Raw genomic sequence first — 17,723 nt, 5'->3', positions numbered from 1 at the left:
ATTTATCAGTCGGACAAGCGGCCTCGATGGTGCAGTAGGTTGGAAATACACAATTTCCGCCTGTTCCTCATTAGAAAGCATAACCTGCTTACCTCTCAGCTGGCTTGTAAATAAGCTGATAAAAGCCTGTACCACCTTAAAATCGAGCTGATGATACTGCATTTGAATGATTTCATCCAATACCTGAAATGGTGATTGTTTCTCTTGGTAGGCACGATCTACGGTCATGGCATGGTATATATCTGCAATTGCCAGTATTTGTGAGATCGGATGGACCATCTTTCCTTTGACACCTGTCGGATAGCCGCTCCCATCTAGACGTTCATGGTGCTGGACAATTGCCAATTTCATTTCCGATGACATAAACGACTGATTTTCGATCATCCTGTAAGATAAGACGGGATGTTCCTTAATAGCGTTATACTGCACCTTGCTCAACGGCTCTCCTTTAGTAAACCATGGATTATTCAGCCTCGCCATCCCGCTGTCCATTACAAGACCAGCGACACCTATTTGAAAAGCAGATCGCTGATAACCTAAGCGCTGACTCAAATAAGCGGCCAGAATAGCTACACTTACGCCATGATGATAGATATAGTCCTGTTTAGTGGAAAATTCGGTTAAGGCTAAAATATCCAAGTTTTTTTGTGCTACATATTTCCACAATGGGGTTAATACATTCCGAACCTTAGGTATATCCATTGCTATACCGCCCTGCCACCCCTGAAACAAGGCCTTATATTCTTCCACTGTTTCCATATACAAACCGGCAAAACTGAGCGATTTAGGCTTGTTTGCTGGTTGACGGCGTAAGTGTTGCTTTGGAACAAATGGTTTTCCTGAAGCCAGTTTATCTGCTACTTCCACCACGTCAATATCAAAGTGCTGCAATACTTTAATATGTTTTTCTGAAATGACCGTTTTCTGTTCAATAATTGGGTGATTAGTTAATCCATGAACAGATTTGATCATCACGCAACCAGCTTGCAGTTGATTGGGATGTACCAGCAAAATGCTCCCCCCTAATGGATTTTATTTCGGTGCAGTCATCTGTAGACTCGCGCTTCAGGATTTCGCTGTTTGCCAAAAGGCTGAAGCGGAGAGAACGGAAACGGGCAACCTGGCAAGTTCTGCTTTATTCTGTTTCTTCTTCCTCGTGTTCTTCTATTTCTTCTTCACTGTCCACTTTAGCTACAGTTGCCACCTTCTCATCCTCTTGCAAACGAATGAGCCGGACACCTTGTGTATTTCTACCTGTAATAGAGATACCTTCTACCTGCATTCGAATCAGTACACCAGAAACCGTCATAATCATAATATCCTCTTCATCTGTTACAACTTTGACAGCAACAACCGAACCTGTTTTCTCTGTAATATTACATGTAAAAATACCTTTACCGCCACGATTAGTTCGGCGATAATCTTCCACTGGTGTTCGTTTTCCATAGCCATTCTCTGTTACGTTTAAGACGTGCTGTGATTCTTCAATAATTTCCATCGATACGACTTCATCATCGTCCCGCAAGGAAATCCCCTTCACACCTGCTGCTGTACGTCCCATAGAACGAATCTGATCCTCTTCAAAGCGAATGACATAACCATTCTTCGTCCCAATCAAGATATCCTTAGTACCATCTGTCAGACGCACAGAGATTAATTCATCATTATCCCGTAAATGCAAAGCAATCAAGCCGCCTTTACGGATATTCGTAAACTGCGATAATGCTGTACGCTTCGCAATACCATATTTTGTTGTAAAGGTGAGATACCAATCTTCATGGTATTCACTGACAGGAATAACGGCATTAATCCATTCCCCTTGCTCCACTTCTAATAGATTAATAATCGGAATTCCCTTGGCAGTACGGTTGAATTCTGGAATTTCGTACCCTTTTGAGCGATATACTTTTCCTTTATTAGAGAAGAAAAGGACAGTATCATGCGTTGAACAAGAAACTAGATGTTCGATGAAATCATCCTCATTTGTTCCCATTCCCTGTATACCCCGGCCGCCGCGGCGCTGTGCACGGTAAGTAGATGCAGGCAGACGCTTGATATAACCGCGATGTGTAACAGATACTACAATGTTCTCTTCCGGAATTAAATCTTCATTTTCAATTAAGTCAATACCGCTTGTCATAATTTCGGTACGACGCTCATCACTATATTTTTCCTTGATTTCAGTAAGTTCTTCACGAATGATCTCGAGAATTTTCTCTTCATTCGCTAAAATTTCCTTCAATTCATCGATCAGCGCCATAATTTGTTTGTATTCTTCCTCAATTTTTTCACGTTCCAAACCGGTCAAACGCTGTAAACGCATATCTAAAATGGCCTGTGCCTGTTTCTCTGATAGATTGAATTGCGTCATTAAACCGTCACGGGCAATATCTGTTGTCTGTGACTGACGGATAAGCGTAATGATAGCATCAATATGATCTAATGCCACACGTAACCCTTCTAAAATATGGGCTCTTGCCTCTGCCTTATTCAAATCATATTGTGTACGACGGATAATGATCTCCTTCTGGTGATTTAAGTAGTGCTCTAAGCACTGTTTGAGGTTTAATACCTTCGGCTGTCCATCTACTAATGCCAGCATATTAATCCCGAAAGAGGTCTGCAGAGATGTATGCTTATACAGATTATTTAATACTACATTCGGATTAGCATCCCGACGTAATTCAATCACAATCCGCATCCCGTTACGATCCGATTCATCACGTAAGTCAGTAATACCGTCAATACGTTTATCTCGTGCCAATTCAGCAATCTTCTCAATCAACTTTGCTTTATTGACCTGATAAGGAATCTCGGAAACAAGAATTCTAGCCTTACCATTGGCTTGTTCCTCAATCTCTGTCTTAGCACGGATGGTAATCGAGCCTTTCCCAGTCTCATACGCCTTTCGAATACCACTTCTGCCTAGAATTTGCCCTGCCGTAGGGAAATCCGGGCCTTGAATATATTCATCCATTAATTCGTGAATTTCAATGTCAGGCTGGTGGCTCAATGCCAAGATAGCATCAATTGTCTCACCTAAATGATGAGGCGGGATATTTGTCGCCATACCTACCGCAATCCCGGAAGCTCCATTTACTAATAGATTCGGGAACTTTGCCGGTAATACTTTTGGCTCCCGCTCGGATCCATCATAGTTATCCATATAATCGATCGTATCTTTCTGAATATCCCGGAGCATTTCCATCGAAATTTTCGACATCCTTGCCTCGGTATAACGCATAGCTGCTGGCGGGTCACCATCGACAGAACCAAAGTTCCCGTGACCGTCTACCAGCATGTAACGGTAACTGAAATCCTGTGCCATCCGCACCATGGCATCGTACACAGCTGAATCACCATGAGGGTGATACTTACCAATAACATCCCCAACGATACGAGCTGATTTCTTATATGCCTTATCTGCATGCATCCCTTGATCATTCAGGGCATATAAAATCCTTCTGTGTACTGGTTTCATACCGTCACGTACATCTGGTAAGGCACGAGAAACAATAACACTCATAGCATAGTCTAAAAACGATGTACGCATTTCTTGTCCTATATTTATTTCTTGAACTTGTGGACGATTATGATCCACCATATTAAATTACCTCCTATATTTCACTGCAGGAAGAAGTGAACGATCTATTGAAAAACATCATGATGTAAAAAAATTGATTGATTAAATATCTAAATTCTTTACATACACCGCATTATCCTGAATAAAGTTCCGTCGTGGTTCGACCTTATCCCCCATTAGCATATCAAAGATAAGATCCGCTTCCATTGCGTCTTCCAGATGAACTTGGAGCAACGTACGCTGGTCTGGGTCCATCGTCGTTTCCCAAAGCTGGGTTGCATTCATTTCCCCAAGTCCTTTATAGCGCTGAATACCTGGCTTTGGCTGAGCTGGCATTTCTTTCAGCAGTGCATCCAGTTCCCGGTCAGAATAAGTGTAATGCACCGCTTTTCCTTGTTTAATCTGATAAAGAGGCGGTTGGGCAATATATATATAGCCGTGATCGATTAATGGCCGCATAAAACGATACAAGAACGTTAATAACAGAGTTCTAATATGAGCACCATCGACATCGGCATCCGTCATAATAACAATTTTATGATAACGGGCTTTAGTAATATCAAATTCTTCACCAATCCCGGTTCCTAGAGCTGTAATAATCGAACGAATCTCATTATTAGACAATATTTTATCCAGACGAGCCTTTTCGACGTTCAATACCTTTCCGCGCAACGGCAGAATCGCTTGGAAATGACGATCCCGGCCTTGTTTGGCAGATCCGCCCGCAGAGTCACCCTCTACGATATACAATTCACTAATTGCTGCATCACGAGAAGAACAGTCTGCCAATTTACCAGGCAGATGTGAAACCTCTAAAGCGCCTTTACGACGGGTTAATTCACGAGCCTTTTTGGCCGCCATTCGTGCTCTTGAGGCCATTAATCCCTTCTCAACAATGATGCGGGCTGCATTAGGATTTTCAAATAAAAATTTGGAAAACATTTCACTAAAGGCAGAATCTGTAATCGTTCTTGCTTCACTGTTACCCAGCTTTGTTTTGGTTTGCCCTTCAAATTGCGGATTAGGGTGTTTCACGGAAATAATCGCGGTCAATCCCTCTCGCACATCATCACCGGTCAAATTAGGATCTGCTTCCTTAAACAAGTTATTTTTTCGTGCATAGTCATTAATGACACGAGTTAAACCAGTCTTAAAACCAGATTCATGTGTTCCGCCTTCATGGGTATTAATATTATTCGCAAAGGAGTAAATATTGCTGGCAAACCCATCGTTATATTGAAGTGCTACTTCTACTTGGATATTCTCTTCTTCCTTCTCCGCATAGAAAGGTTCATGCAGTACTTCTTTCGAACGATTCAAGTGCTCCACATAAGAACGAATACCACCTTCATAGAAAAAGGTTTCCGGTTCCTTGTCTTCTCGTTTATCTTGAATAGAGATGGTCAGTCCTTTGTTCAAAAAGGCTAATTCACGTAAACGAGTAGCAAGTGTTTCATAATTAAATTCCGTTGTTTCTGTAAAAATTTCCGGATCAGGAATAAAATGTGTTTTTGTACCTGTAATATCAGTGTCACCAATGATATGCAGGTCATTATTTGGCTTACCGCGATGAAAGCTGATGTAATGTATTTTACCGTCACGGTGTACGAATACTTCCAGTTTCGTAGATAATGCATTAACGACAGAAGCCCCCACACCATGGAGCCCACCAGATACCTTATAACCGCCGCCGCCAAACTTACCCCCGGCATGCAGTACCGTCATAATGGTTTCTACCGCAGGACGCCCGGTTTTCTCATGCAAACCTACCGGGATACCACGGCCATTATCGGAGACTGTAATACTATTATCCTCCTCAATGAATACCTTGATATGATCGCAATAACCAGCCAAAGCCTCATCAATACTGTTATCCACTATTTCCCAAACAAGATGGTGCAATCCTTTTTCATTGGTAGAACCAATATACATACCAGGTCGTTTACGGACGGCTTCCAATCCTTCCAATACTTGAATCTGGTCTGCTTCATAAGATTGTTCTAGTGGCGTATTCTCTTCCATTGTCAATCTAATCACCTACATCTCTCTCATTAATAATCTCTATTCTTCCTCACTAGTATCCGTATAATCCTCGAGTCGACTAATGGTAGAAATCATACTTGTCCTTTTCTTCAGTGTCAGTACAGACAGCGGACTATAGTACACTTTATCAGCAGTGATTACCACAGCTTTGGTAAGCTCCTCATCTGCTACAATGACTTGATCCTTCTGCTTCAGCTGCTGTAGCATCTCCTCGTTAATCGTCGAAGATGAGACTAAGTTATAATCAATAATTCCGATTACATCCTGTGACTGAATCACTTGATCATCTCCAATATGAATAAACATGTAATCCCTACTTTTTACTCGATTATTTGTCCATTTTTGATTCTAAATATTTCTGCTTTATCTAGCTGCTGATGATGGATACCATCGACACTGGTGGTAGATATGAAGGTTTGGACTTTTCCTTCAATGGTGTCTAATAGATGGGATTGACGGTAATCGTCTAATTCACTTAATACATCATCTAAAAGCAGTACCGGATATTCTTTAATCTCTTGATAGATCAGTTCAATTTCCGCCAGCTTCAGTGATAATGCTGTAGTACGCTGCTGTCCTTGTGAACCATAAGTTTGGACATTCTTGCCGTTCACAAAAAAAACAACATCGTCTCGATGCGGGCCAATTAATGTTGTACCACGCTCTATTTCCTTTTGTTCCACATGTTCAAAAGCTTCACGTAAGGTTACTCCTATTGTTTCTCTATTATCCTGTTCTGATACATCGACGGTAGCAGCATATTGAAGATCTAAGTCCTCCAATTCTCTGCTTATTCCCTTATGTATCTGATTGGCCCAATCTCTTAAGCGCTGCATAAATAAAAAGCGTTTCTCCAGAATAACAGCTGCATGTATGATCATTTGATCTGTCAAAACTCGCAGCATAATAGGATCCTCAGTCTTACGTCTCTGCATTTGCTTCAACAAATGATTGCGCTGCTTCAGTATTTTCATATATTGGCCAAGATGGTAAATATAAACAGGTTGAATCTGGCCAATTTCCATATCAACAAAACGTCTTCTAATCTGCGGGCTCCCTTTGACAAGGTTTAAATCCTCCGGGGCAAACATAACAATGTTTAGAGAACCTATATAATCACTAAGACGCTTTTGTTCAAGATGATTTAATTTGGCTTTCTTGCCTTTATTGGTAATCTGAATTTCTAATGGGATGGTTTGTGTCCTTTTTACAATACTACCTTCTATTTTAGCATAGTTTTGATCCCATTGAATTAATTCTTTATCTTTTGTTGTACGGTGGGATTTAGAGAAAGCTAACGTATAGACAGCTTCCATTAGATTTGTTTTCCCTTGGGCATTCTCACCAATGATGACATTAATTTTATCGTCAAAAGTAACGGTTAAGTCTTGATAATTGCGATAATTAGTTAAACGTAATTGTTCTATATACATTCGAATTCCCTTTCGAATTTATGCTTCTTTTTCCAATGCGTGTTCAAAAAATCTGATAAAAATGACCAGCATCGGTTAAGTTCGCAACATCTTGTTGCAACACCGATACTAGCACATCGTGTGCGCCGAAAATTCAATGCATCATTTTTGAACATCTTCTTCCAGACTTTCGACCACGAACGTACCAGCATCCTCTACATAGACCATATCGCCTGGATAAAGTTTTCTTCCCCTTCGTGTCTCTAGTTCATCATTGACATAGACACCATTCTCTTGAAGAAAGACTTTAATCATACCGCCTGACTCTAGTATGTTGGCTAATTTCAAGAATTGTCCTAGTGGAATATACTCTGTGGAAATGTGGATGGTTTCTTTCATCAGCTTTCACCTTCTTTTCTTACATAAGGGTGATCCCTATGTATAATAGCCTTCCAGTTCAAACAGATTTTTTGTATCAAGGTAGTGGTACTAGTATAGCCCTTCTATCTATTTTACTAAACATTTGCAGATTAGAAAAGGAAAGCAAGCTAATTTCTCTGAAAAGCCGAACATTTCACCATTCGAGAAAAAAAATGTCCTAATTTTTACGAAAAACGACAAATCCGATCAAATAGAATTAGTAGTTTAACTTGTCAGTCCAAGCAATAAAAATAGTATAGGGCGGTGCTGCCCTATACTATATGTATCCCATTCTATTGCTTTTTCATTAAAACGTACGGACAGGCAGGATCAACTGGAGAATTTGATCATGTTCGGTCGGCTTAATAATAAATGGCCGCATCGCACCAGTAAACTCAATCCGTACTTGTTCTGTTTCCATGATTTTCAATGCATCAATCATATATTTAGAACTGAAGGAGATTTTCAAATCCTCTCCCTCAATACTAGTAACGGTAATTTCTTCCTCTACCTTCCCTATTTCAGGGGAATTACTAGAGATTTCGATCGTTTTATCGTTCAATATGTTCAAGCGGATTACATTATTGTGATTATCTTTGGCCAGTAAAGAAGCACGATCTACTGCTTGTAGCAAGGCCTTTGTATCTGCTTGAATCACCGTTTGGGTATCTTCTGGAATTAACCGGGATGTTTCTGGATATTTGCCATCCAATAAGCGGGATAGGAAATATAAGTTTTCTGTTTGAAAAGCAATTTGGTTGGAACTGATACTAATTTGAATTTTCTCATCAGTATCGGCAAGAATCTTACTTAATTCATTTAGACTTTTCCCCGGTATAACTACTTGGTCAAATGGAAACGCCCCTATATCCTCAGTTAACGGTAATTTGCTGGCTGCCAGACGGTGGCTGTCCGTTGCGACAAAATGAATATGTTCATCTTCTACCTTCAGGTTTACCCCGGTTAAGATCGGGCGTGTTTCTGATGTGGATACAGCAAATACGGTTTGCTTGATCATTGTTTTTAATAATGGAATCGATAATTCAAAGTTTGACTCTGATTCAATTTGGGCTACTGATGGATATTCTTCCGCATCTTGACCATTTAGGTGGAATTCAGCATGTCCTGATTGAATCGTTATTTGCAATTGTTCATCTACTTCAATCTTGACTGTGTCGGAAGGCAGTTTTCTAATGATTTCCGGAAAGTATTTGGCATGTGCAATAATTTCGCCTTGTTCCAATTCGTCTATAAATTGAATGCCCTCTTCCTCGATAGGAATAAATGATTCAATCGTAATATCAGAGTCACTTCCAGTAAGTGTCACTCCGTTGTTTGTGGCTTGTATCTTTAAACCAGCTAAGATTGGAATAGCGGTTTTCGAAGAAATAGCCTTCATTACGTGTTGAATACTTTCCATTAGCTTGTTTCGGTTTATTACAATTTTCATGCTTATCCTCCTTGAGGAATATATTTATTATTAATTAATATAAAAAAATAGTAACAATAGTAATAGGGCTTGTGAATATGTGGATAAGTCAAAAGAGTGCTTTTTTATAAAAGTTATCCAGATGTGCATAACTTGTTCGCAGGTATGCCTCAGTTATCCACAATATTCACAACCTTTCGTCAACACTATTTTTCTACTTATCAGATTTACATCGATTTAAGCTGTTCTTTAATTTCTTCAATTTCTTTTGATAATAGTTCATCTGTTCCCAATAGTTTAGAGATTTTTTCATGGGCATGGATCACAGTTGTATGATCTCTTCCGCCAAATTCTTCCCCGATTTTTGGTAAAGAGAAATCTGTTAATTCACGGGATAAATACATCGCGATTTGTCGAGGAAATGCAATCGATTTTGTTCGTTTCTTTGCTGAAAACTCTTCTAATTTTACATTATAGCGTTTGCCGACTTCCTCTTGGATATGAGGAATGGTGATGACTCTTGGTCTTGATGTTGGAATAATGTCTTTCAAAGCTTCTGCCGCAAGCGAGGCATCAATATCTTGGTTAATCAAAGAAGAATAAGCCACGACGCGGATTAAAGCTCCTTCCAGCTCACGAATGTTTGTGTCAATTTGGTTGGCAATATAGAGCATCACTTCATTAGGGATATCTAACCCTTCTGCCTTTGCCTTTTTCCTCAGAATAGCGATCCGTGTTTCTAGATCTGGCGGAGTAATATCTGTAATTAATCCCCATTCAAAACGGGAGCGCAGCCGATCTTCTAAGGTCGGAATTTCTTTAGGCGGCCGGTCACTGGAAATAATAATCTGTTTGTTTTCTTCATGTAAGGTATTAAAAGTATGGAAAAATTCCTCTTGTGTTTGTTCTTTTCCGGCCAGAAATTGAATATCATCAATTAACAGCACATCTACATTTCGATATTTATTCCGAAAGTTCACTGTTTTATTATCACGAATAGAATTAATGAATTCATTGGTGAATTTTTCTGAAGATAAATAGACGACCTTGGCCTCTGGGTTATGTTCCAGTACATAATGACCAATCGCATGCATCAAGTGTGTTTTGCCCAGTCCTACACCACCATAAATGAATAAAGGGTTGTAAGCCTTGGCGGGAGCTTCTGCTACGGCTAAGGAAGCAGCATGAGCAAAGCGGTTCCCAGATCCAATAACAAATGTCTCAAAGGTATATTTGTCATTCAGCATCGATTTGGCCGACAATTCATTGTTATTTGGTACAGCAGCCGGTTTTTTCTTTACTTGTGTCATTTCTTTGTCCATTGGATCAGCATTTTCAGGAATAATAAATTTCACTGCCAGTTTGGCACCTGTTACTTGATATAACGCTTCTGCAATAATAGAGGTATATTTGGAATCCAGCCAGTCACGTGTAAATTCATTTGGTGCCGAAATAATAATCGTTTCATCCAACAGTTCTGCCACAGACGTATTTTTCAGCCAAGTATCATAGCTGGGCTGACTCACTCTGTCTTTAATTAAGCTGAGCGTATTGTTCCATAACTCCTCGATATTCTCCATGCAATGTTCCCTCCTTTCAATCATTTTCCTGCTTTATATCCTGTGGATAGTTATCCATTGACAAAAAAGCGGAAAACCTAATAATTAAGTTTTCCACAAAGTTGTGTATAAACTAATAAACATAATGTGAATAATTGTCCACAGACTATCCACAATCTGTGGATAAAGGTATTTATAGGTTTTACTTGTGCACAGATTAAAACACAAATATAATATCAAATATAAGCGAAAATTGCAATGCATTTCGGATAGTTATCCACAAGTTCGACAACCACTGCACAGTTTTCCCGCACAGGTTCTGATTATGTGAATATTTTGTCGATAAAAATAAGGAAAACTCATTTTTTGTTTGGATAGTTATCCACATTTGTCTGTATCATAACAGATTAAGCTGAATATTGTTGTATAACAGATTTAGGGTTATGTACAATATGAAAATACAGAATCAACGTAAAGTAAATGGATAGCGGAATAACAATGAATGGGATATACTATCGGGCTTTTCAAGTGTCAAGTTTTTCTCAATTAGGCATTGACATGAGGATTGTTTATACATATAATAGGTAAGACTGTCTAAACGATTGAATTTTAATTGAATTTTATTAGATTCCTCAGGGAGGTGCATATATATGAAACGTACATTTCAACCAAATAACCGTAAGCGCAAGAAAGTTCATGGATTTCGTGCGCGTATGAGCACAAAAAATGGACGCAACGTACTTGCTCGTCGTCGTAAGAAAGGTAGAAAAGTATTATCTGCATAGGCCACTGACAGACTCAGTGGTCTTTTTCCATGTATGATATAATTGAATTAACATGCATGGAAACCATTTTTTTGGAGGCGCGCGATAGAATGAAGAAGGAATGGCGAATTAAGAAGGATAAGGAATTTCAAGAGGTATTTAAGAAGGGCGCTTCTTTTGCAAATAGACAACTGGTTATCTACTATTTACATAAAGATCAACAAAAGCATTATCGAGTAGGTCTATCTGTGAGCAAGAAAATTGGCAACGCCGTTGTGCGGAATCAAATTAAGCGCTACATCAGACAGGCTTTTGTTGAATTAGACAAAAATGTGAAGCAAGAATATGATATAATCATTATAGCAAGACAACCCGCGAAAGACATTGATTTCCATCAAATAAAAAAAAGTGTCAATCATTTATTGTATAAGACAGGTCTGTTGATTAACCGGTAACATGTCGAGAAATGGTATAACTTGTCCTGGTAGATGATCAAGGACCTATACTTGATTTCCTCTTTTTTATTATGACTAGCCTAATATTAGTTAGTAATGATAGAATAGGAACGATGAAAAGTGATTGTGGAAGAATTAAGGAGGATCAGGATGCGTAAGAAGCTCTTAATCGTACTGGGCTTAGTCAGTTTGTTAGTTGTATTAGCAGGATGTACTCAAATTGATCAAGATATTACCTCAGAAAGTGAAGGGATTTGGAACAGTTTCTTTGTTTACCCATTATCTTGGTTAATGGTCAATGTAGCAGAAGTATTTCAGGCAGAGTATGGGTATGGGCTATCGATTATTATTGTAACGATTTTAATTCGTTTAGTTTTATTACCATTGAATATTAAGCAATTAAGAAGTTCAAAGGCAATGCAGGCGATTCAGCCGCAATTGCAGGAGATTCGTGAAAAATACAGTTCGAAAGATCAGCAAACTCAGCAGAAGCTGCAGCAAGAAACGATGGAATTGTTCCAGAAAAATGGAGTAAATCCGCTGGCAGGATGTTTACCGATTATTGTACAAATGCCAATCTTGATTGCATTCTATCATGCAATTATGAGAACCGAAGAACTAAGAGATCACCCGTTTTTATGGTTTGAATTAGGACAACCAGATCCATTCTTTATACTTCCCATAGTAACGGCAGGTTTTACCTTCTTGCAGCAGAAGTTAATGATGGCAGGAACAACAATGCAACAAAATGCGATGATGCCACAGATGACAATGATGCTTTACTTAATGCCAATTATGATTGGGGTATTTGCTATTTTCCTACCTGCAGCGTTACCACTATACTGGGTAGTAGGTAATATCTTTATGATAGCACAGACGCTGCTTATTAGAAATCCAATGATGGACAATAAAGAGGCAAGTACAGGAGGCAAAAAATAGTGAGACAAGTAACTGCTACGGGACAAACTGTTGAAGACGCGATCCAATCAGCACTAAGGCAGTTAAACATCACAGAGGATCAGGCGACAGTAGAAGTAATAGACGAAGGTAAGAAAGGTTTACTAGGTTTATTCGGCTCCAAGCCAGCGATTGTCAAAGTTATCAAGCAGGAAGATCCAGTGGAAAAACTGGAAAAGTATATAACGAATATTATTGCAGAATTTGATATCAATATAGAAATAGAAACAAGAGTAGATCAGAACCAAGTGACGATAGATTTGTCAGGTGAAAAGATTGCCGTCTTAATTGGGAAACGCGGTCAGACATTAAATGCGATTCAGTATTTAGCCCAATTAGCTATGCAGCAATATGCAGACAAATATTATGCCGTTATAGTGGATGCAGAAGGTTACCGTGAAAGAAGAAGAGAAACGCTCATTTCGTTGGCAGAGAAAAAGGCAGATCGGGCTATCAAAATTGGTAAGCCAGTGAAGATTGACCCAATGCCATCCTATGAGCGAAAAGTGATTCACACAGCACTGCAGCATCGTGACGATCTTACGACAGATTCACAAGGAAATGAACCGAACCGCTATGTAGTGATTCTGCCGAAATAAGAAATTTAAAAATCAAGCATCTAAAGACGAATGATGATGGATAGAAGTGGTTTATTAGAAAAATCCGAACTAGTTAGTTAGAACTAGTTCGGATTTTCATTTATCTGGTTGGATTGGGGCATAATCTTCAAAGGATAAACATGTAATTTGATTACAAACGAAAATGAGGAGCTGATAAATATGAAAGAAGAAGAACGCATTTTTAAAGGAATGTTATTTAGCCCGGCACATCCTGAATTGAGATTGATAAAACAGCATGCTCATAAGCTAAGTCGTCAATACAGCGATACTTACGAGGAACAGAAAGAAGAACGTGAAAGCATACTCAAGCAATTGCTTGGACATGTAGGGAAGGGTTGTTACATGCAAGGGCCGGTCTTTTTTCATTATGGAACACACACCGAAATCGGCGATCATTTCTTTGCTAATTACAATCTAACTGTTCAAGATGATGCAAAAGTTACCATTGGAAATGATACTCTTTTTGGACCTAATGTGACCATTGTTACACCAATCCACCCCTTTATTGCTTCAGAGCGGAAACAAATGATCGACCAAAATGGAGAGGCTAAGTCTTTATGTTACGCAAAGCCAGTAAGTATTGGCAGCAATGTATGGCTGGCAGCCAATGTAACGGTTTGTGGCGGTGTTACCATTGGTGATGGCTGTGTTATTGGTGCTGGAAGCGTGGTAACTCACGATATTCCAGCAAATTCCTTTGCTGCCGGTGTTCCGTGTAAGGTCATTCGTCCTATAACCGAGGCGGATAGCATGCGATTTAAATCAGATATATTAGCAGATTGCCGAATTGAAGAATAGAAGCGTTTATTCGAGTCAGTAACGGCCAGATACGATTATGCGTCCAACAATATGTTTCCAAAAACTTAGTAAAAACAGAAAAAGTGGATGTCTACAATATCAAAGTAGACATCCACTTTTTTAAAAGGTAAGAAAGTATATCCTATGCTAGCTATTATTAGCTATTTCAGAAATAACCTCCGTAGAAGGTATGGAAGCCAGGCCTGCGGAAAGCGACTTCTCGTAGCGGATATCTATCTTGGCTAAAAGATAAAGGAACAAATGCTCTTCTTGGTTTTTCTAATATCATATTGTTTGGATATCCACAGAAATGGAATAAAAGAGTGATGTGGATAACTGCTGAAGCAGATATTTTCGTTGAATTATACACATGTGGATCAATTTCATAATTGCTCTTTTTTTGTAGCTTCGAGTATCGGAAAACACCCCGCCTTGAACTCCTTGGTCCTTTTATCGAACTTTTTGAATACGCACTTATAGTAAAATAGACCTTTCGTCTCTGAGAAGCCTACTCTAATTACCTCTATTCCTTTACAGAACCAATCAATAAACCTTTAATAAAATAACGCTGCAAAAATGGATAAAATAAAATAATTGGTCCGATTGTAACAATAGCTGTTGCCATTTTTACAGATTCACTAGGAAGTGTTGCCGTTGAACCTATAGAGGTACTTTGTATATCTTGAATCATACTAATTTCCGAGTTTAACTTAAATAATAAGTATTGGAGCGGATATAAATCCGGATTATCTACTAACATAATCGCATTGAACCAGTTATTCCAATAAGCGATTCCATAAAACAGTGTAATCGCTGCCAAGAAAGGCATACATAATGGTAAGAAAATTCGAAACGCAATATAAATATCATTTGCTCCATCGATTCTTACGGCTTCAATAAGTGAATCAGGAATTTGTTTCATAAAGTTTCTCACCAGAAATAAGTTAAACGGATTAAACAGTAATATTGAAATGAGCAGATGGACTCCTGAAACTCATCCGTCTTATGTGGAAACACATACAACAGTTGATGATGACGCAGTTAATAGTATTACATTGGGTTTTAACTTTGACGCAAGTGCAGTAGGGACTGAATATTCGAATAGTTTAGCAGAACTCGAAACTAGTATTTACCCAATTAAACTAGGTATGGTAGAATATGATGAGGCATTCCCTAATGCGTTAGAGCAGATGAAAGCTGCTGGTCTGGATGCAGTGGTTGCCGAGTATGAAAAACAATTTTCAGAATGGTTAGCAAATCAACAATAACATACCTTGCTACAGAGTAGATTTACTTACTTGCTCTGTAGGTTTTATTTATCAAATAGAATGCTGGAGAGTGAATGATGGATGGATTATAAAGATAAATCAATTTCAGTGGAAAACCGTGTAGATGATTTGTTATCGCGAATGACCCTGAAGGAAAAGGTTGGCCAGCTAAACCAAAAAATGTTTGGTTGGAATGCTTATAAGAAAACAGATGAAGGATTCGAGCTTACAGATGAGTTTAAAGAACAAGTAGCACTTAGTGATGGTATGGGGGCACTTTACGGGCTTTTCCGATCAGATCCATGGTCTGGTGTTACTTATGAAAATGGGATACCTCTTGAGCAAAATGCAAAGGTAGCGAATCAGATTCAGCGATATGTGATAGAGAATACTCGCTTGGGCATTCCAGTCCTTTTTTCAGAAGAGTGTCCGCATGGTCATCAAGCTTTAGATGGGACAATGTTACCGACAAATATTGGTGCTGGCTCCACTTGGAATCCAGATCTTCTGGAAGAGGCTTATGGACACGTGGCTAAAGAAGTGAGAGCACGTGGCGGACATCTTGGCTTAATTTCAACGTTAGATATATTACGTGAACCTAGGTGGGGAAGATCAGAGGAATGTTTCAGTGAAGATCCATACCTAGCGTCCCAAATGACAGTAGCAGCTGTCCGAGGTCTTCAAGGCAGGTCTCATGACGATTTGAAGGGCCCGGATAAAGTTGCGGCAATATTAAAGCATTTTGCAGCTCAAGGCTCTGGAGAAGGCGGCCTTAACGCAGGTCCAGCTTCTATTGGAGAGAGGGAATTAAGAGAGATTCACTTACCTGGCATGAAAGCGGGGGTGTCCGCTGGTGCAGCTGGTTGTATGGCTGCTTATAATGAAATAGATGGAATTCCATGTCATGCAAATTCAAAACTTTTAACAGACATTCTAAGAGGAGAATGGGGATTTGACGGAATAGTCATGGCTGATGGCGGTGCGATTGATAGGTTGTTGATGCAAGTAGGTGATCATGAATCAGCAGCAAGTTTAGCACTGTTTGCAGGAGTAGATTTGAGCTTGTGGGATACTGCTTTTACCACGTTAGAAAAAGCAGTGGAAGAAGGAAAAGTTGAAGAATCTTTTATCGATCGGGCTGTTCGTCGTGTATTGAACTTAAAGTTTTCGTTAGGTTTGTTTGACCAACCTTTTACGGATGAAAATAAATATCTTGATTCGGTTGGAAGTAAGGAGTTCCAAAAAATTAATCTTCAAGTAGCAAGGGAATCTGCAGTACTTCTAAAAAATGATGGTAATATGCTGCCGTTAAGTAATCAGTTGAAGAAGGTTGCTGTCATTGGTCCAAACGCAGATTCAATTTATAACCAATTAGGTGATTACACAGCTATCCAACCTGAAGGAAAAGGGATGTCGGTGCTTGCTGGAATAAAAAAAGCAGCTTCCAATGAAACAGAAATTCTTTATGCGAAGGGTTGCGGTATTCGTGATCAAACCGAGGCCGGGTTTGATGAAGCGATTGCTTACGCAAAACAGTCCGACGTAGCGATTGTAGTACTGGGAGGAAGCAGTACACGCAACTTTGATATTGATTTTGATACAAATGGAGCAGCGATTGTATCGGATATTCCGACTGAAATGGATTGTGGGGAAGGAGTCGATTTAGCTGATTTACAGCTTGGCGGGAAGCAAGTTGAGTTGCTTAAAAAAGTTGCAGCAACAGGTACAAAGGTTGTTACTGTTATTATTCAAGGCAGACCACATGCTATCCCAGAAGTGATGGAGCATTCGAATGCGGTCCTTTGTGGCTGGTATCCTGGTCAAGAAGGTGGTCAGGCTATAGCTGAGTTGTTGTATGGTTTAGCAAATCCGAGTGGGAAATTATCTGTGTCTCTCCCGCATACATCAGCACAACTCCCTGTTTTCTACAACCATAAGGATCAGGGACGTGAACTTTCCTACACAGATATGAAGGCGAATCCATTATACCCATTTGGCTATGGATTGAGTTATACCAAGTTTGATTATAGTAATCTTCATCTTGTAGAATCGGAATTATCAATCGAAGATTTGAAAAAAGGAAAAAAAGCAGAAGTTAAAGTAACAGTGACGAATACTGGTTCAGTAGCGGGTGCAGAAGTGGCTCAATTATATATAAGGGATATGGAATCTAGTATTGTAAGGCGGATTTTAGAGCTAAAAGGCTTTCAAAAAGTATGGCTAGAGCCGGATGAAAGTAAAACAATATCCTTTCAGTTAGGAAGTGACGAACTTGCTGTCTGGAACTCCAATATGGAATTTGAAGTGGAACGCGGCAATGTAAAAATATTTGTTGGAACCAATTCCATTAAAAATAAACATATTATGCTTAAGTTAATTTAGTTAATCGTGTGGTACCGAGCACACCTCATTACA

General features: G+C 39.3%; 15 protein-coding genes and 1 pseudogene. 7 read left to right on the top strand and 9 right to left on the bottom strand.

Annotated elements, in window-relative coordinates; all coding sequences use genetic code 11:
• The 8 genes from JOD18_RS18665 to dnaA all read right to left on the bottom strand — a co-directional run.
• A partial coding sequence (locus JOD18_RS18665; protein ID WP_204670635.1) for an HD-GYP domain-containing protein occupies nt 1-1,011 on the bottom strand: 1,011 nt, incomplete at its 3' end.
• Nucleotides 1,012-1,135: 124 nt separating this feature from the next.
• Nucleotides 1,136-3,604, bottom strand: coding sequence for a DNA gyrase subunit A (gyrA, locus tag JOD18_RS18660; protein WP_204670634.1), 2,469 nt, complete (start codon nt 3,602-3,604; stop codon nt 1,136-1,138).
• 81 nt (nt 3,605-3,685) lie between these two features.
• Nucleotides 3,686-5,605: a DNA topoisomerase (ATP-hydrolyzing) subunit B gene (gene gyrB / locus JOD18_RS18655; protein ID WP_204670638.1), complete on the bottom strand. Its 1,920-nt coding sequence runs from the start codon at nt 5,603-5,605 to the stop codon at nt 3,686-3,688.
• Between the two features lie 39 nt (nt 5,606-5,644).
• Nucleotides 5,645-5,932, bottom strand: a complete 288-nt coding sequence (gene remB, locus JOD18_RS18650; RefSeq protein WP_204670633.1) for an extracellular matrix regulator RemB — start codon at nt 5,930-5,932, stop codon at nt 5,645-5,647.
• 14 nt (nt 5,933-5,946) lie between these two features.
• A complete protein-coding gene (gene recF, locus JOD18_RS18645) occupies nt 5,947-7,059 on the bottom strand; it encodes a DNA replication/repair protein RecF (protein WP_204670632.1) in 1,113 nt (370 codons plus the stop codon).
• Nucleotides 7,060-7,200: 141 nt separating this feature from the next.
• A complete protein-coding gene (gene yaaA, locus JOD18_RS18640; protein ID WP_204670631.1) occupies nt 7,201-7,437 on the bottom strand; it encodes a S4 domain-containing protein YaaA in 237 nt (78 codons plus the stop codon).
• 328 nt (nt 7,438-7,765) lie between these two features.
• Nucleotides 7,766-8,908, bottom strand: a complete 1,143-nt coding sequence (gene dnaN / locus JOD18_RS18635) for a DNA polymerase III subunit beta (RefSeq protein WP_204670630.1) — start codon at nt 8,906-8,908, stop codon at nt 7,766-7,768.
• 206 nt (nt 8,909-9,114) lie between these two features.
• Nucleotides 9,115-10,467, bottom strand: coding sequence for a chromosomal replication initiator protein DnaA (dnaA, locus tag JOD18_RS18630; RefSeq protein WP_204670629.1), 1,353 nt, complete (start codon nt 10,465-10,467; stop codon nt 9,115-9,117).
• A gap of 629 nt (nt 10,468-11,096) precedes the next feature.
• Here dnaA and rpmH point away from each other — a divergent pair.
• The 5 genes from rpmH (at nt 11,097) to JOD18_RS18605 (ending at nt 14,040) form a co-directional block, all read left to right on the top strand.
• Nucleotides 11,097-11,231: a 50S ribosomal protein L34 gene (rpmH, locus tag JOD18_RS18625; protein WP_114353920.1), complete on the top strand. Its 135-nt coding sequence runs from the start codon at nt 11,097-11,099 to the stop codon at nt 11,229-11,231.
• Between the two features lie 89 nt (nt 11,232-11,320).
• The gene (rnpA, locus tag JOD18_RS18620; RefSeq protein ID WP_204670628.1) at nt 11,321-11,665 is read left to right on the top strand and encodes a ribonuclease P protein component; all 345 of its coding nucleotides are present in this window, start codon (nt 11,321-11,323) and stop codon (nt 11,663-11,665) included.
• Nucleotides 11,666-11,815: 150 nt separating this feature from the next.
• Nucleotides 11,816-12,604 (top strand): YidC family membrane integrase SpoIIIJ, encoded by a 789-nt coding sequence (spoIIIJ, locus tag JOD18_RS18615; RefSeq protein WP_204670627.1) that lies wholly within the window; start codon nt 11,816-11,818, stop codon nt 12,602-12,604.
• Nucleotides 12,604-13,221: an RNA-binding cell elongation regulator Jag/EloR gene (jag, locus tag JOD18_RS18610; RefSeq protein WP_204670626.1), complete on the top strand. Its 618-nt coding sequence runs from the start codon at nt 12,604-12,606 to the stop codon at nt 13,219-13,221. The genes spoIIIJ and jag overlap by 1 nt, the downstream gene beginning before the upstream one ends.
• A 180-nt stretch (nt 13,222-13,401) precedes the next feature.
• Nucleotides 13,402-14,040, top strand: a complete 639-nt coding sequence (locus JOD18_RS18605; protein ID WP_204670625.1) for a sugar O-acetyltransferase — start codon at nt 13,402-13,404, stop codon at nt 14,038-14,040.
• Nucleotides 14,041-14,563: 523 nt separating this feature from the next.
• Here JOD18_RS18605 and JOD18_RS18600 read toward each other — a convergent pair.
• A pseudogene (locus JOD18_RS18600) lies at nt 14,564-15,019 on the bottom strand (carbohydrate ABC transporter permease); the annotation flags it as partial.
• Here JOD18_RS18600 and JOD18_RS18595 point away from each other — a divergent pair.
• Both JOD18_RS18595 and JOD18_RS18590 read left to right on the top strand, forming a co-directional pair.
• A complete protein-coding gene (locus tag JOD18_RS18595; RefSeq protein ID WP_204670624.1) occupies nt 15,012-15,308 on the top strand; it encodes a DUF3502 domain-containing protein in 297 nt (98 codons plus the stop codon). The pseudogene JOD18_RS18600 and the gene JOD18_RS18595 overlap by 8 nt on opposite strands.
• A gap of 81 nt (nt 15,309-15,389) precedes the next feature.
• The gene (locus tag JOD18_RS18590) at nt 15,390-17,690 is read left to right on the top strand and encodes a glycoside hydrolase family 3 N-terminal domain-containing protein (protein ID WP_204670623.1); all 2,301 of its coding nucleotides are present in this window, start codon (nt 15,390-15,392) and stop codon (nt 17,688-17,690) included.
• The last annotated feature ends 33 nt before the right edge of the window (nt 17,691-17,723 follow it).

The sequence above is a fragment of the Gracilibacillus alcaliphilus genome (assembly GCF_016909015.1).
GTDB lineage: Bacteria > Bacillota > Bacilli > Bacillales > Amphibacillaceae > Gracilibacillus > Gracilibacillus alcaliphilus.
Note: the sequence above shows the minus strand (reverse complement) of the source record. Positions and strands in the feature narration are given on the sequence as shown.